Annotated in this window: 15 protein-coding genes; 14 read left to right on the top strand and 1 reads right to left on the bottom strand. The window is 44.1% G+C overall.

The window, feature by feature from the left end:
• From AC2VOY_RS13685 to xdhC, 7 genes are all read left to right on the top strand, one after another.
• Positions 1–975, top strand: coding sequence for an RnfABCDGE type electron transport complex subunit D (locus tag AC2VOY_RS13685; protein WP_491833127.1), 975 nt, complete (start codon positions 1–3; stop codon positions 973–975).
• The gene (gene rsxG, locus AC2VOY_RS13680) at positions 972–1,616 is read left to right on the top strand and encodes an electron transport complex subunit RsxG (RefSeq protein ID WP_491833126.1); all 645 of its coding nucleotides are present in this window, start codon (positions 972–974) and stop codon (positions 1,614–1,616) included. Before AC2VOY_RS13685 ends, rsxG begins: the two co-directional genes overlap by 4 nt.
• Positions 1,609–2,283, top strand: a complete 675-nt coding sequence (locus AC2VOY_RS13675; RefSeq protein WP_491833125.1) for an electron transport complex subunit E — start codon at positions 1,609–1,611, stop codon at positions 2,281–2,283. The genes rsxG and AC2VOY_RS13675 overlap by 8 nt, the downstream gene beginning before the upstream one ends.
• Positions 2,273–2,530, top strand: coding sequence for an RnfH family protein (locus AC2VOY_RS13670; RefSeq protein WP_491833124.1), 258 nt, complete (start codon positions 2,273–2,275; stop codon positions 2,528–2,530). The genes AC2VOY_RS13675 and AC2VOY_RS13670 overlap by 11 nt, the downstream gene beginning before the upstream one ends.
• Before the next feature lie 56 nt (positions 2,531–2,586).
• A complete protein-coding gene (locus AC2VOY_RS13665; RefSeq protein ID WP_491833123.1) occupies positions 2,587–3,123 on the top strand; it encodes a flavodoxin in 537 nt (178 codons plus the stop codon).
• Between the two features lie 168 nt (positions 3,124–3,291).
• Positions 3,292–4,161: a MurR/RpiR family transcriptional regulator gene (locus AC2VOY_RS13660; RefSeq protein WP_491833122.1), complete on the top strand. Its 870-nt coding sequence runs from the start codon at positions 3,292–3,294 to the stop codon at positions 4,159–4,161.
• Positions 4,162–4,183: 22 nt separating this feature from the next.
• Positions 4,184–5,041 carry a xanthine dehydrogenase accessory protein XdhC gene (gene xdhC / locus AC2VOY_RS13655; protein ID WP_491833121.1) on the top strand — a complete coding sequence of 286 codons (858 nt, stop codon included), beginning with the start codon at positions 4,184–4,186 and terminating at the stop codon, positions 5,039–5,041.
• A gap of 272 nt (positions 5,042–5,313) precedes the next feature.
• Here the strand turns inward: xdhC and nrfA are convergent, their stop codons facing one another.
• The gene (nrfA, locus tag AC2VOY_RS13650) at positions 5,314–6,969 is read right to left on the bottom strand and encodes an ammonia-forming nitrite reductase cytochrome c552 subunit (protein WP_491833120.1); all 1,656 of its coding nucleotides are present in this window, start codon (positions 6,967–6,969) and stop codon (positions 5,314–5,316) included.
• 502 nt (positions 6,970–7,471) lie between these two features.
• Between nrfA and nrfB the strand changes: the two genes are divergently transcribed.
• The 7 genes from nrfB to AC2VOY_RS13615 all read left to right on the top strand — a co-directional run bounded on the left by nrfB (position 7,472) and on the right by AC2VOY_RS13615 (position 14,812).
• Positions 7,472–8,134: a cytochrome c nitrite reductase pentaheme subunit gene (gene nrfB / locus AC2VOY_RS13645; protein ID WP_491833119.1), complete on the top strand. Its 663-nt coding sequence runs from the start codon at positions 7,472–7,474 to the stop codon at positions 8,132–8,134.
• Positions 8,134–8,823, top strand: coding sequence for a cytochrome c nitrite reductase Fe-S protein (nrfC, locus tag AC2VOY_RS13640; RefSeq protein ID WP_491833118.1), 690 nt, complete (start codon positions 8,134–8,136; stop codon positions 8,821–8,823). Before nrfB ends, nrfC begins: the two co-directional genes overlap by 1 nt.
• Positions 8,820–9,800, top strand: a complete 981-nt coding sequence (nrfD, locus tag AC2VOY_RS13635; protein ID WP_491833117.1) for a cytochrome c nitrite reductase subunit NrfD — start codon at positions 8,820–8,822, stop codon at positions 9,798–9,800. The genes nrfC and nrfD overlap by 4 nt, the downstream gene beginning before the upstream one ends.
• Before the next feature lie 113 nt (positions 9,801–9,913).
• The gene (locus tag AC2VOY_RS13630) at positions 9,914–11,953 is read left to right on the top strand and encodes a heme lyase CcmF/NrfE family subunit (RefSeq protein ID WP_491833116.1); all 2,040 of its coding nucleotides are present in this window, start codon (positions 9,914–9,916) and stop codon (positions 11,951–11,953) included.
• Between the two features lie 36 nt (positions 11,954–11,989).
• Positions 11,990–12,433, top strand: coding sequence for a cytochrome c-type biogenesis protein (locus AC2VOY_RS13625; protein WP_491833115.1), 444 nt, complete (start codon positions 11,990–11,992; stop codon positions 12,431–12,433).
• Positions 12,434–12,604: 171 nt separating this feature from the next.
• Entirely contained in the window at positions 12,605–14,200 is a 1,596-nt protein-coding gene (locus AC2VOY_RS13620) for an ABC-F family ATPase (protein WP_491833114.1), read from the top strand.
• Positions 14,201–14,242: 42 nt separating this feature from the next.
• The gene (locus AC2VOY_RS13615; protein ID WP_491833113.1) at positions 14,243–14,812 is read left to right on the top strand and encodes a PhnA domain-containing protein; all 570 of its coding nucleotides are present in this window, start codon (positions 14,243–14,245) and stop codon (positions 14,810–14,812) included.
• Positions 14,813–14,862: the final 50 nt, after the last annotated feature.

Raw genomic sequence — 14,862 nt, 5'->3', positions numbered from 1 at the left:
ATGTCTGAGATTTTAAGCGCCCCACATATTCATTCGGGAATGACAGTCAATCGCTTGATGCGCCAAGTCGTGCTTGCATTAACGCCTGCGCTTGCATATGGGCTCTATTTATATGGCGAAAAAGCCTTAGTGCTGCTTGCTGCTTCCTTGATTGCAGGCTTAGTCACTGAGTGGCTATGCCAAAAATGTCAGCAAAAGCCTGTCGGCAGCTTGGTCGACACCAGTGCAATTGTCACTATTTTATTGTTAGTCATGAGCCTGCCACCGCACTTTCCTTGGTATTTGGGCGCATTTGGCGCATCGATTGCCATTATCTTTGGTAAGCAAGTCTACGGCGGTTTAGGTCAAAACCTATTTAACCCAGCCATGCTAGCGCGTGTTGTGCTCTTGATTTCCTTTCCTGTTGAAATGACCAACTGGCCTGCGCCAACACCTGTATTGCCTGAATTTGCTGCCCTTAGCAATTTGATAGATGGCTTTAGCGGCGCCACTACGTTAGGCAGCGCAATGGAAATGGGCGCTCAAGTCAGTCAGCCTTCTTTCTTGTCATTATTTTTAGGTCTAAATGTCGGCAGTTTAGGTGAGTCACCTGTATTGCTTTTACTCGGTGGCTTGTGGATGATCCACAAACATGTGATCGACTGGCGCATCGCTCTTGGGCTAATTATTGGTTGTATCGTGCCTGTCAGTATTGCATGGCTTGTTTCACCTGAAACACTATTATCACCACTGACTCACCTTGTGAGTGGCGGCTTACTCCTGAGTGCATTTTTTATTGCAACTGATCCCGTTACCAGCCCAACCACGCCAAAAGGCCGCATTTTATATGGCCTTGGCTGCGGATTTTTAATCTTTATTATTCGCGTCTTTGGTGCATACCCAGAAGGCGCAGCCTTTGCCATTTTGCTAATGAATGCCGTCAGTCCATTGATTGAGACAGTGACCAAGCATCGCAGCTATGGAGAGGTGAAATGAGCATAAATTTAGAGAAACTCAAACAAACTCACGCATATTCGGCGCTTCTAATGGGCATGGTGTCGCTTTTAGTCTGTAGCCTGCTTGTGCTTAGCAACTACCTCACCGCCGAGCCGATTGCGCAAAGACAATATGAAGACTTGACTCAACTGCTTGATCAAGTCTTGCCGCCAAAAGCCTATGATAATCAGCCCTTAGCCAAACGTTATCAAGCTGACATTGATGGACGCAGTTATATTTTTTATCGCGCACGCCAAAAAGATAGCGTCAGTGCGATTGTGTTATATACCAGTACGCCTGGTTATTCTGGCGATATTTCCATGCTTATTGGTATTCGCGCCGATGGCAGTTTAAGCGGCGTGCGCGTGCTCAGTCATACCGAAACGCCAGGCCTTGGGGACAAAATTGAGCTAGAAAAATCTAACTGGATCTTAAGCTTTATGGGCTTATCGCTGAAGCAACCTGATCAAAAAGGCTGGGCGGTGAAAAAAGATGGCGGTGATTTTGATGAGTTTACTGGTGCAACCATCACCCCTAGAGCTGTCGTCAAAGGGGTTCATGAAACCTTGCAGTTATTTGAAAAGAATAAAGATTTCTTTCTTGAGAAACAGGATGTAAACCAAGGAGAGAGCCATGAGTGAGTACAAATATAAAGAGATGGCTAAAAATAACATCTGGGTCAATAACGTTGTTTTTGCTCAAATGTTGGCGCTGTGTCCACTCCTTGCTGTCACCAGTGGCGCGACCAATGGCTTAGGACTTGGTATCATCACGACCTTAGTTATGGTGCTATCTAGCCTGTTGGTTTCTTTGATCCGCCCTTTGCTTACGCCACAAGTTCGAGTGCCAATCTTTATTCTTTTAATTGCAACCTTGGTGACAATTGCCGATCTCGCAATGAACGCTTGGCTGCATGAATTACACAAAGTTTTAGGGCTGTTTATCCCCTTAATCGTCACCAACTGCGCCATTTTAGGCCGTGCTGAATCTTACGCGTCAAAAAACCCTTGGCTGCCCTCGATGATCGATGGCTTCACCACTGGCATTGGCTTTACTTTGGCGCTCGTTATTTTAGGCGGCTTTCGTGAAGTGATTGGCAGCGGCACTTTATTTGCCAATGCTAGCCTTTTACTTGGCGATGCATTCTCCAGCATTGAGATGACCTTATTGCCTGATTATCGTGGCATGTTGCTTGTTATTTTGCCATCCGGCGGCTTTATCATGCTCGGCGTCTTACTTTCAGGCAAGCGCCTATTGGATACATTTTTTGCAAATAGAACCAAAAAAGGAGCAGCAAATGAAGTTTAGCGTCGCACATGCTGCCGGCAGCAATAGCTTTTGGCAAGAATTTGAATCAGATGAAGCACTCACGGCAGAGCAAGCCATTTTACAATCAGGACTTTTAGAGCAGTTTCCAGATTTAGATATTCAAAAGCTTAAAATCGGGATTTTTGGCAAAGTGTGTAAAACAAGCCAAATGGTTCAAGAAGGCGACAGAATCGAAGTTTATTTACCTGCAACGGCAAAACCTGCTGATGCAGAAGAAGAAAGTTAACCCAAACATTTATATTAAGTTACCAAGCATAAGCTAAAACAAAAGGAAGCGTAATCATGGCTAAAACAGGTATTATTTTCGGAACTGACACTGGCAAAACTAAAAAAGTTGCTGCGCAAATTTACGCAATGTTAGACAGCGCAGATGTCGCAGAGCCGGTGAATATCAACAGCTGCTCAGTAGAGGATTTATTGGCATATGATAACCTCATCATCGGCACCCCAACACTTGGCGATGGCGAACTACCGGGTCTATCTGTGGATTGTGAAGATGAAAGCTGGGAAGAAGCAGCGGATGATTTAGAAGAGGCTGATTTTAGCGGCAAGAAAATCGCCCTATTTGGTCTAGGCGATCAAGAGCAATACCCAGACGAGTACCTTGATGGACTTGGCGAGTTATATGATATTTTCTCAGAAACTGGCGCAACTATCGTTGGCCGCTGGCCAAATAAAGGTTATGAGTTTAATGAATCTGCTGCCTTAGATGGCGATGAATTTGTTGGTCTAGCGCTAGATCTAGACAACCAAGCAAGCTTAACTGAAGAGCGCCTCACTAAGTGGTTGGAAATCGTTAAACCTGAGTTTGGTTTGTAAGCCATCCATCTAAGAATAAATAAGTAAAATCCAAATAAAAAGCCCGTGATGTCGATGATCTTAAGAAAGAGTCATGACACGCGGGCTTGTTCATAACAAGTCTTTGATAAAGAATTTTCATATGCTATTATTTTTGAAAATAACTTACCGATTCATCTGGAGTAAACATTGAGTCAGACAGATAAGCAAGATCGACTGGATGCTCGGATCCGAGCGCATTATGAAACTATCCCACCTTCAGAGAAACCTCTTGCAGACTTGCTGCTCTCTTTTCCGGGCAATATTACCGACTATTCAGCCACTGAATTGTGCGATCTAGCAAAAACCTCACGCGCTGCTGCGACGCGTTTTTTCAGCCGTTTAGGCTATAAAGATTTTAATGATGCCCGTCGCCAAGCGCGCGCAGCAAAAAAATGGGGCGCTCCGATTTATCAAAGTGGCAGTTTTGATAACGCACAACCGTCAACGACTAATAGCCTACTCACAAGCCATCTTAACTATGAGCAAGCAAACTTACAGCGCACAATCGAAGCAATTAATCCAGATATGCTGCATGGATTAGTGGACGCGATTTGCAATAAAAAACGTGTGATGATTATAGGCTATCGTAACAATAACTTTCTTGCGCAATATTTATATCGTCAGTTAGCTTTACTCCACAGTCATATCAGTTTACATCCGGGCGCAAACCAAGCTATTGCGGAGGAGTTGTTTGATATAAATGAGGACGATTTGTTAATTGTGTTTGCGATGCGCCGCAGAACGCCGATTTTAGAACAAATCTTTGATCTCGCTAGCCATACACATACGCCAATTGGGTTAATCTCAGATCCAACCGCTGCAAGTTTAGATAAACGTGCACAATGGCATCTAAATTGCATCGTTCATGGCAGATCACCTTTTGATTCTTATACTAGCGTCATGAGCGTTTTAAATTTGCTGATTAGCTGCGTGTTCACTAAAAGCCCAGAAGCACGTGATCGCTTAAGTGCCATTGAATCTACCCATGAAAGGTTGGGAGAGTTAAGCGGTAAATAATTGCATTATCATGGAGGATATTATGCTTAACCAGTCTTTTCAGGGACTCGATCAATCCAGTTGGCTACAAGCTGCAAGCAAGTTAGATGCGGCAGGCATAGCCTATGCCCTGATAACCGTTCTTGACACCAGAGGCTCAACCCCACGCGCGAGCGGCACTAAAATGGTGGTCTGCCAAGACAATATATACGCAACCATAGGCGGTGGGCATTTAGAATATAAAGCGATCGAAAAAGCTCGCGCGTTTATTGCACAAGATCAGCCTTGCCAACATATCGAAGAGTTTCAACTTGGCGCAAACTTGGGTCAATGCTGCGGTGGCAGTGTGCGCGTGATGTTTGAGATTTTTGTCGATCATAAGTTGCGCCTTGATATTTATGGCGCGGGACACATTGCCCATGCATTAGTGCCAATTTTAGCCCAATTACCCATTCGTATTCGCTGGATTGATAGCCGAGCGGATATTTTCCCAGCTCAAACCCCTGATAATGTAGAAAAAATTTGCGATGAAGATCCGGTTGAACAGGTCAAAGCGGCAAGTGAAAACTCGGCTTTTTTAGTCCTCACGCATAATCATATGTTGGACTTTGAGTTATGCCAAGCCATCCTAAAGCGTGCAGATTCTCTATGGCTTGGGGTGATTGGCTCTGAGACTAAGCGTAAAAAATTTCAGCACAGGTTAGCGCATCGTGATTTTAGCCCTGAGCAGATCGCGCACATGCAATGCCCGATTGGTCTGCCACAAGTCAAAGGCAAGTTGCCGATGGAGGTGGCGGTGTCGGTTGCGGGGCAGTTGATTGAGTTGTATCAAGGCTATCAGGTTCAGCTACAAGGTAAGCAAGGTGTGCAGTGGCAAGATTTAAAAGCTGCGGTGGAGTAAGTTTTAGTTACGTGAACCCCACCCAGCCTCCCCTTGGAAAGGGGAGGAGCAGTCTGAGATCGCCTCACCTTGAATAAAGCAAGAATAGTCTGAGGTAGTCTCACCTTGAACAAAGCTGAATAGTCTGAACTAGCCTCAAATTAGAAAATCCATTGCTTGAAACAGACTCACAGTAAAAACAATAGCAGCATCTGGGCTAGCTTTAGTTACGTGAATGAACCCCACCCAACCTCCCCTTGGAAAGGGGAGGAGCAGATATGATTTATTTAATCTTAATCATTCTTTGGATAAGTGGCTTCACGTTCTTTAGCTGCTTTATCCCAATCAGGAACGACAGTTTTTAAGAAGTCTTGCTTCTCAGCATTCATTGCATCCATATCCATACCAAGCGCTGCTTGTGCATTTGCTTTAGTTGAAATATCAGGGATTTGGATTGGGTCTGTAATGCCTTTTTTCGCGAGTAGACGTGCAAGTTTAACGCGAGCATCTGCCGCGCGGTCAATCGCAGTATTTAGAACGCGTAGACCAACTTCAGGTGCATGCATATGAATACCGTGCGATGCAATTGAATAATCCCAACGCCATTGTGCGTGACGAATATCCATCAAGATTGGTTTCATTTCTTCTTCGGTTGCACCAGCATCCCAAGCCGCTTTGGCTTCAAAGTGCGCCGCGACAATTTGCTTCTCAGCATTAAGTTTAGCTTCACGTACTTTGTTTTTACGTGATTGAACGATGCCGTGAAGCTGCTCTTTGCTTTGAGTGTGGCATTGGGCACAAGTTTCTTCGAAGCGATCAAATGGATTGCCCACTTTATGATCGGTATACACCTTGCCTTCTTTGTTAGTTACTTTCGGCATGTGACAATCGACACAGGCAACATTGTTTTGACCATGCACGCCCATTGACCAAGTTTCATAACCTGGGTGCTGCGCTTTTAGCATAGGCGTTTTCGACAAAGCATGGGTCCAATCACTAAACTCGATATTGTCGTAATATTTCTCCATATCATCAACCGTCATGCCATCATCCCAAGGGAATTTAACTGCTTTAGTCGGGCCTGTGAAATAGTATTCTACGTGACATTGGCCACACACTTGTGCTTGTTGACCAAATCTATCTTGTTTTTCAAATGGTTTGCCAATGGTATCCATTGCGCGCGCAGCAAAAGTACGGCCGATACGTAAGGCAGGTTTACCATTTTTAAAGTCTTCACTGCCAGTGTCATGACAATCTGCGCAACCAATTGGATTAACGATTTCTTCACCAAGACGTGACCATTTGCCTTCAAAGTAACCGTCTTCGCCACGCTCTTCAATCACGCGCGGCACATCTGGACTTTTACAGCTCCAACACGCCATCGTCATTGGGCCTGAGATTTTATCTTTAGGACCGCCTGTACGCAGCGTTTCACGCACATCTGTCACCGCATAATAGTGACCACGCGGCGCATTATAGTCTTTAGCAAAGCCGTAGCCTGCCCACAAAATCACAAGGTTAGGATCTTCTGCTAATGCATCGGTAATAGGTTTACTTTCAGACGTGGCTTTCCAAGAGGTGTATTGATCTTGATGTGCTTTGGCAAAATCTTCATTGCGTGGATCAAACTTTTCAACCGCTGCATTTTGTTTCTCGATATCAACTTTGGTTGGCGCAGCAGTTTGCACTTCGCCTTTTTTCACAGCCGCAGTTTTTTGCGGATCGGCTTTAGCCTTTTCAGCTTGGGCTTTTAGCTCAGCTTCAGCGGTTTTAAGTGCTTCATCAGCTTTGACTTTTTCAGCTTGAATGGTTTGTTCAATTTGCGCAGTTTTTGCATCCGTATTGGCTGAGCTTTCAGCAAAGGCGCTAAAAGGATGGATCAAAAACGTCGCAGCGCACAGATAGGCAGCGTACCCTATCGGCGAAAGACGCGAGGATTGGTTATTCATATCACTATACTCCATTTAAGTTTTAACAAGCATGGCGTTGTGAATGCGGCTTATTTCTTATCTAGAGTGCAAATGTTCAATTTATCATTTCAAATCTGAAATTTATCCTATAAAAAGAACACCTTAATTTTAACATACATTTGAAATGATACTTTAGAATTAGACCCTTCTTTGATCTAACACAAAGCTGCGTCAAGTATCCTTTTCAATCCTTATAAGTGTTAACCGCGCCCAAGAAACCTCTTTTCAAGTATGGTTAAATATACAGGCATAGCGTTGTGGCTAAATTTAAATCCCTTTTGATAAATACTGGATATCAAAAGTTAAATATATTTCTAATCTAAAGTTGCACCAAGGCAGCGGCGATTTTTTGTGTTTCCAATTCAATTACTTATTAAGAGAAACATTCAAGTCAAAGTTGATATTTACTTTAAGTACATCGAAACAGCATCCTAAAACTAATACAACATGCTGTGAGATATTCTTTGCAAGGTGCAATCTAATGAAAGTTAAAACACCCCCTTTTACACGGCTGACATGGCTCGTGTTACTTGTAGGGCTTGTTTTATCACCTCTTTCTTTGGCTGCGCAAACCGATGCTAAGGCAACGGATCCTGCGCCCACGGCTAAAGTGGAATTTGTTCGTGATAAAAACTATGCCTGTACGCAATGTCACAAAGACGATGGTTTCGAATTTGAAGGCACGCATGCAACCACTAATAAGACGAGTAAACTCTCTAAACGTCCGATTGGTTGTGTCGATTGCCATGGCAAAATTGGCCCTGAGCATCGTGACGGCGGTAAACAAGTTAAAACATTCTCCCCTGCTCAAACTCAAGCTGGCACGCAAAAACCTGCGCAAGATCCAAGCGTGATTGCTGCGCAAAATCAACAGTGCACGCAATGTCATGCTAAACCAGAGAAACTACGTGAAGGTGATTGGACCCATGATGTGCACGCCAAGGATCTCAGCTGTGCATCGTGCCACCAATTGCATCCTAAAAAAGATCCAATGAAAGATATCACCCATGATGCACGAATTGCTGAATGTGTGGATTGTCATGGCGATCAAACCAAAGCAAAACAAGCGCTTATGCATGAAAAATACAGCGCGGCGCATGGCTCAACGGCTCAAGTTGCAGATGCCACTAAGGAGGATAAATAATGACGTGTTCAAGACGAAACTTCCTTCTTGGTTCAGGGGCGGTGATCATGACTACTGGCGCGATAAGCTCAGTCGCTGTCGCCGCTGGCAAAAAACTCATTGCCACCAAAGAAGATGGCAAAATCAAATATGGCATGGTGCATGATGAAACCCTTTGTATTGGCTGCACAAAATGTACTGACGCATGCCGTGAGGTAAACCAAGTCCCTGAAGGGGTGACACGCCTCAAAATTGAGCGTCATGGCCCATTTGGGGAATACCCCGATGCGAGCTATAAATTTGAGCGTATCTCCTGCCAACATTGTGAAAACCCACCTTGTGTGCATGTGTGCCCAACCGGCGCAGCGTTTAAAGATGAAAACGGGATTGTCGATGTCAATAACTTCCGCTGCGTCGGGTGTGGTTATTGCCTTGCCGCTTGCCCGTACCAAGTACGCTTTTTCAACCCAGAAACCCACGCGGCAGACAAGTGCGATTTTTGTAAGAAAACCAACCTTGCCGAGGGTAAAGAGCCGGCATGTGTCGAATCTTGCCCAACTAAGGCGCTCACTTTTGGGGATTTAAACGATCCAAACAGTGAGATCAGCAAGCTTATCACGCAAAAACCTGTTTATCGGATGAAAGATCAGCTTGGGACACATCCACAAATGTATAAAGTGCCAAACAACAAAGGGGAGATTTTAGGATGAATGAATTAATCACAAGTCCATTCCATTTTGACTCCTTGGTCTGGGACTGGATCATTGCGGTATACCTATTTTTAACTGGGATGTCGGCTGGCGGCGTGATGATTGCTTTATATTTAAAACGTAAAGCAATTGAAGGCGATGCGGCGCAAAATGGGATCATCAAAGCGGTCGCAATTTTTGCGCCACTTGGAATTATCATAGGTTTAACTATCTTGATTTTCCACTTGCAGCGCCCGTTTACCTTCTGGAAAATCATGATTTTCTATAACCCAACATCCGTGATGTCAATGGGCGTCTTGCTCTTCCAAGTCTACATGCTAGTGCTCTTTGCATGGCTTGGCAGCTTGTATCAAACGCTAGTATTAGATTTGATGCAAAAACACCTGCCAACTTGGGTTAAATTGCGCAACTTTGTAGAAAAAGTGCTGACATTTATTGGTAAAATCATCAAACCAGTTGAAACTGTGCTCTTTGTATTGGCTATCTTGCTTGCTGCATACACTGGCTTTTTACTTTCAGCGCTGCAAACCTACCCAATGCTGAATAACCCAGCACTACCGATTTTATTCTTGTTCTCAAGTGTATCTTCTGGGGCTGCGGCATGTTTATTATTTGGCACTTTATGCTTCAAAGAATCCACCACTAGCACCTGCTCACACTTGATCCACAAAATTGAGCGCCCAGTGGTCTTACTCGAGCTATTTACGATTGTGGCTTTCTTTGCCGGATTATATTTTGGTGGCGGTCAACGCACCCAAGCGGTGATCAACGCGATTGGCAGTGGCTTTTGGGCAAGTTGGTTCTGGTGGGGGGTAATTGTTATTGGCATGTTAGTACCTTTGTTAGCAAATTATTTCACACCGAAGAAAATATCCCATAGCGTGATGTATGTCACATTAATTTCAGGGATAAGTTTGATCGGGGTCTTTATGTTAAGAATGTTCATCCTATATTCTGGACAAATGACCTTGGTGTAGTATTTCAGCAGTGAAAACGTTCACCAAAGAAAACCAAGGCGGCCTTTTATTCGGTTGCCTTTTTTTATATTTATTGATCAAACAAGAATCATGCCGTACTTAAATGGATCATTATGCTAGCTGAATTTGGACACCTTTCTCTTATCTTTGCATTAAGCCTTGGGTTATTAGCAACCCTACTTGGCGTCTATGCGTCGGTAAGAAATCAACCTTCGTACATCAATCAAATTCGCCCAATTTACCCTTTTATCACATTCTTTTTGTTACTAAGCCTTGGCTTCTTAGGAGCTAGCTTTCTTAATGACGATTTTTCAGTGCAATATGTCGCGATGCACTCCAACACTCAACTCGAAAGCTTCTATAAAATTGCAGCGGTTTGGGGTGGGCACGAAGGTTCATTTTTATTCCTTCTTTTTGCTTTGTCCTTTTGGAGCGCATTGGTTGCATGGCGCTGCAAGACCTATCCAAGTGAATTTAGTATTTATGTACTCACCACGCTCGGGATCTTAATTCTAGGTATCGGCAGTTTAATTTTATTTAGCTCAAACCCATTTGTACGTATGCTCCCAGCTGCGATCGAAGGCCGAGATTTAAACCCTATGCTGCAAGACATTGCACTGATATTCCATCCACCTTTATTGTATATAGGGTATGTTGGCACAGCCGTTGGGTTTGCCTTTGCGATTGCCGCCCTTTTAAGTCAAACCCCGCAATGGAAATGGGCAGCTTGGTTGCGCCCTTGGGTACTCTGCGCTTGGGCATTTTTAACCTTTGGGATCATGCTTGGCTCTTGGTGGGCGTATTATGAACTTGGTTGGGGTGGCTTTTGGTTCTGGGATCCAGTAGAAAATGCCTCCTTGATGCCTTGGTTACTCACGCTCGGTTTGATCCACACCTTGCTGATTGCTCATCATAAAAAACTCTTGCACTTGTGGTCACTCTTGCTTGCGATTGCTGCCTTTGCGTTTAGCCTACTTGGCACTTTTATCGTGCGCTCTGGGGTGATGACGTCTGTGCATGCATTTGCTGCCGATCCAACCCGAGGCTTATTGCTACTTGGCCTCTTAAGCATAGTGCTAATTGTCTCGTTGAGCTTATTTGCTTTAAAGGGCGGACGTTACCTGCAACAATCTCCATTACATTCACGCAGTAAGCCCTTACTGGTTGGGCTTGGGGTATGTTTACTGATCTTGGCTTGTTTGATCGTGCTCTTGGGAACCTTGTATCCCATGTTTTTCCAAGCATTTGATTTAGGGGATATTTCCGTCGGCGCGCCGTACTTTAATTTCTTCTTTTTCCCGCTCTGTGTATTGATTTGTATCTTGATTGGAATGAGCTATTTCTCAAGCTCAAAATCAATTCGTACACAAATTCAATCCTCTCAGTTTTATACTGCTGTAGGGCTCACATTAAGCTTAAGCCTTAGCTATATCTTATATGCTTATTTCTATGTACCTGAATGGCAAAGTGAAAACTTTTGGGTAGGCTTTATTTCTGTGATCGCAGCAATTTGGGTCTTGATCACCTCTTATTTTTATATGCTGGCCTTTATTACCCAGCAAAACTACCGCGGCTTTGCAGCTGTGTTTGCCCACTCTGGTCTTGCGATTGGTTTAATCGGCATTTGCATGATGAGCTACACCAGCTTTGAAGTGCATGAAAAAATGGGTCCGGGCACAAAAGTAGAGGTCAATGGCTATCAAATTAGCTATCAAGATACCCAACTTTTAATTGCGCAAAATTACACCACAGAAAAAGCCATCATTGAAATTACCGACCCACAAGGTGAAAAAATTGGCCTCGCCTACCCGGAAAAACGTCATTACACGGTGCGCAATATGCCGATGACAGAAGCTGGCATTTTAAGTGATGGACTGGGGGATTGGTATATTACACTAGGTAATAAGTTGGAAAATCAAACCTATGCCCTGCGCATTCAGTACAAACCTTTTGTACGTCTAATTTGGTATTCCTGCTATTTGATGGTGTTTGGCGCCCTCATTGGCTTGTATCAATATTTGAAGTCGAAAGGCAAACGCCCGATTGAAATACCACAGCCTGAACACAAAAGACGTATGCCAGATCCTGCGCATATCAGTGTCGATGAATATGAAACACTGCAAAATAACCAAACCGATAATCGCAGCTGCTGATAAGACGTTAAACTGCTTAGTATAAGGAACTTAAGTGTGAAACATTATTTTTATTTAGCGCTGATGTGTTTTGCGTTGACCTCTGCCCATGTCTATAGCAATGAGCCAAAGGCCATATCCGACACGGGGACGCCGGATGCACATTTAGTGGATTTGTTTCCTTTTAAATCAATGGCCGACCAAGACAGAGCCTTAGATTTAAGCAAGAAGCTGCGCTGTCCACGTTGCCAAAATCAAAACCTGACGGAATCCAACGCACCGATTGCACGCGACATGCGCCTTAAAGTCTATCAGCTTGTCGATGCCGGCAAGAGCGATCAGGAGATTCTTGATTACATGACGGAGCGCTTTGGTGAATTCGTTTTATATAAGCCAAAATTAAACTCCGGCACTTATGTGCTCTGGTTTACGCCTGTCGTGTTATTACTCCTAATATTAATTTACTTTATGGGCAAAGTGCGTCAGGCCAAGCCAAGATAAGCCTGAAGCAGCAAAATATTCGCGATTCATCAAAATTTAACCCCTGTTTGCTATACTAAAACTTTGAAACTGATCACTAAACTTGAAAAATTTGCTTAAAACCGCTACAATATTGCGCTTTTTTACAGCAAATAATTTCTTTTCAAGCTTAACCGTAATAAGGGTTCTACATTGATTTCTACAGCGAATATCACCATGCAGTTTGGCGCAAAGCCACTGTTTGAAAACATCTCAATCAAGTTTGGCGAAGGCAATCGTTATGGCTTAATTGGCGCCAATGGTTGTGGTAAATCAACCTTTATGAAAATCCTCAGCGGTGAGCTTGAGCCAAGTTCTGGTAACGTGAGCGTTGATCCTAACGAGCGCGTAGCGAAACTTAATCAGGATCAATTCGCCTACGAAGAATACAGCGTCATTGATACAGTGATCATGGGTCACAAAGAGCTTTGGGAAGTTAAACAAGAGCGCGATCGCATCTATAACTTGCCAGAAATGAGCGAAGAAGACGGCATGAAAGTGGCGGATCTAGAAGTTCAATTCGCAGAAATGGACGGCTACACGGCAGAATCTCGCGCAGGTGAGCTGCTGCTTGCAGTAGGCATCGAAACTGAACTGCATTGGGGCCCAATGAGCGAAGTTGCGCCGGGTTGGAAGCTACGTGTGCTGCTTGCGCAAGTGCTTTTCGCTGAACCACACATCATGCTACTTGATGAACCAACCAACAACTTGGACATCGACACCATTCGCTGGCTTGAGCAGACTTTAAACCAACGTAACTGCACTATGATCATCATCTCGCACGACCGTCACTTCTTAAACGAAGTCTGTACCCACATGGCTGACTTAGATTACGGTGAGCTGCGTGTTTACCCTGGCAACTATGATGATTATATGTTTGCTGCAACCCAAGCACGTGAGCGCTTACTTTCTGATAATGCCAAGAAAAAAGCCCAAATTGCAGAGCTGCAAACCTTCGTGTCACGCTTCTCTGCAAACGCATCGAAAGCAAAACAAGCAACCTCTCGCGCCAAGCAAATTGATAAAATTCAACTTGAAGAAGTCAAAGCTTCAAGCCGTCAAAGCCCATTTATTCGCTTTGAGCAATCTAAAGAGCTTTTCCGTAATGCACTTGAGCTTGAAAACTTATCCCAAGGTTTTGACACTGAGCTAATTGCACCATACAGCGCGATTTTTGAAGTCGGTGAGCGTGTGGCAATTATCGGTGAAAACGGCGTGGGTAAAACTACCCTACTAAACACCCTAGCTGGTCAACTTGAGCCAAAAACTGGTACTTATAAGTGGTCTGAAAACTCAAACATTGGCTACTACGCACAAGACCATGCTCATGACTTTGAGCAAGATCTAAAAGTATTCGACTGGATGGCGCAATGGCGTCAAGAAGGCGACGATGAGCAAGTCGTGCGCAGCTTCCTAGGCCGCATGCTATTTGGTCAAGACGATATTAAAAAGTCAGTGAAAGTTCTGTCAGGTGGTGAGCAAGGCCGTATGCTACTTGGTAAACTTATGATGCATAAGCCAAACATGCTGCTGATGGATGAACCAACCAACCACATGGATATGGAATCAATCGAAGCATTGAACCTTGCACTTGAAAACTACAAAGGCACTTTATTCTTCGTCTCGCACGACCGTACCTTTGTATCCTCAATTGCAACGCGCATTTTAGAAATCCGTGATGGTAAAGTTCACGATTTCCGTGGCACTTATGAAGAGTTCTTAGCTGCAAAAGAAGCAGCGAAAGCTTAATCCTCTTCATCATTAAATAAGAAATAAAAATTAGGAAATACTATGTCTACAGAAGCAACCCTTCTTGAACGTTGCAGTTCAACTTGTGAACTTTGCGGTTCAAGCTCAAACCTAACTGCGCACCCTGTTGCACCTAAAACGCAAGTGACAGTGGATGATGCAGCTATGCTTTGCGATACTTGTCTTGCACAAGTTGAAACGCCAGAAAACCTAGACGTAAACCACTGGCGCTGCCTCAACGACAGCATGTGGAGCCAAGTGCCACAAGTACAAGTACTTGCATGGCGTCAGCTCACGCACCTTTCTCGCGCAGGTGAGACTTGGGCGAATGAGCTTCTTGACATGATGTATATGGAAGATGAAGTGAAAAACTGGGCTGAAATCGGCATGGATGAAGACCAAGAACGTGCACGTGACGTGAATGGCGTGATCCTTCAAAAAGGCGATGATGTGACTGTGATTAAAGATCTTCCAGTTAAAGGCTCTTCACAAGTAATCAAACAAGGCACAGTCGTGCGTGGCATTAGCCTTGACGCTGATCCTCGTCTGATCTCTGGTAAAGCAAACGGCCAGCAAATGTATCTTATCGCTGAATATTGCCGTAAGAAATAAGCTTGCTGATTTGTACAAGGATGTACAAATATACCCAAGTGACCTCATAT

This window comes from Vibrio sp. KMM 9700 (genome assembly GCF_058545285.1).
Note: the sequence above shows the minus strand (reverse complement) of the source record. Positions and strands in the feature narration are given on the sequence as shown.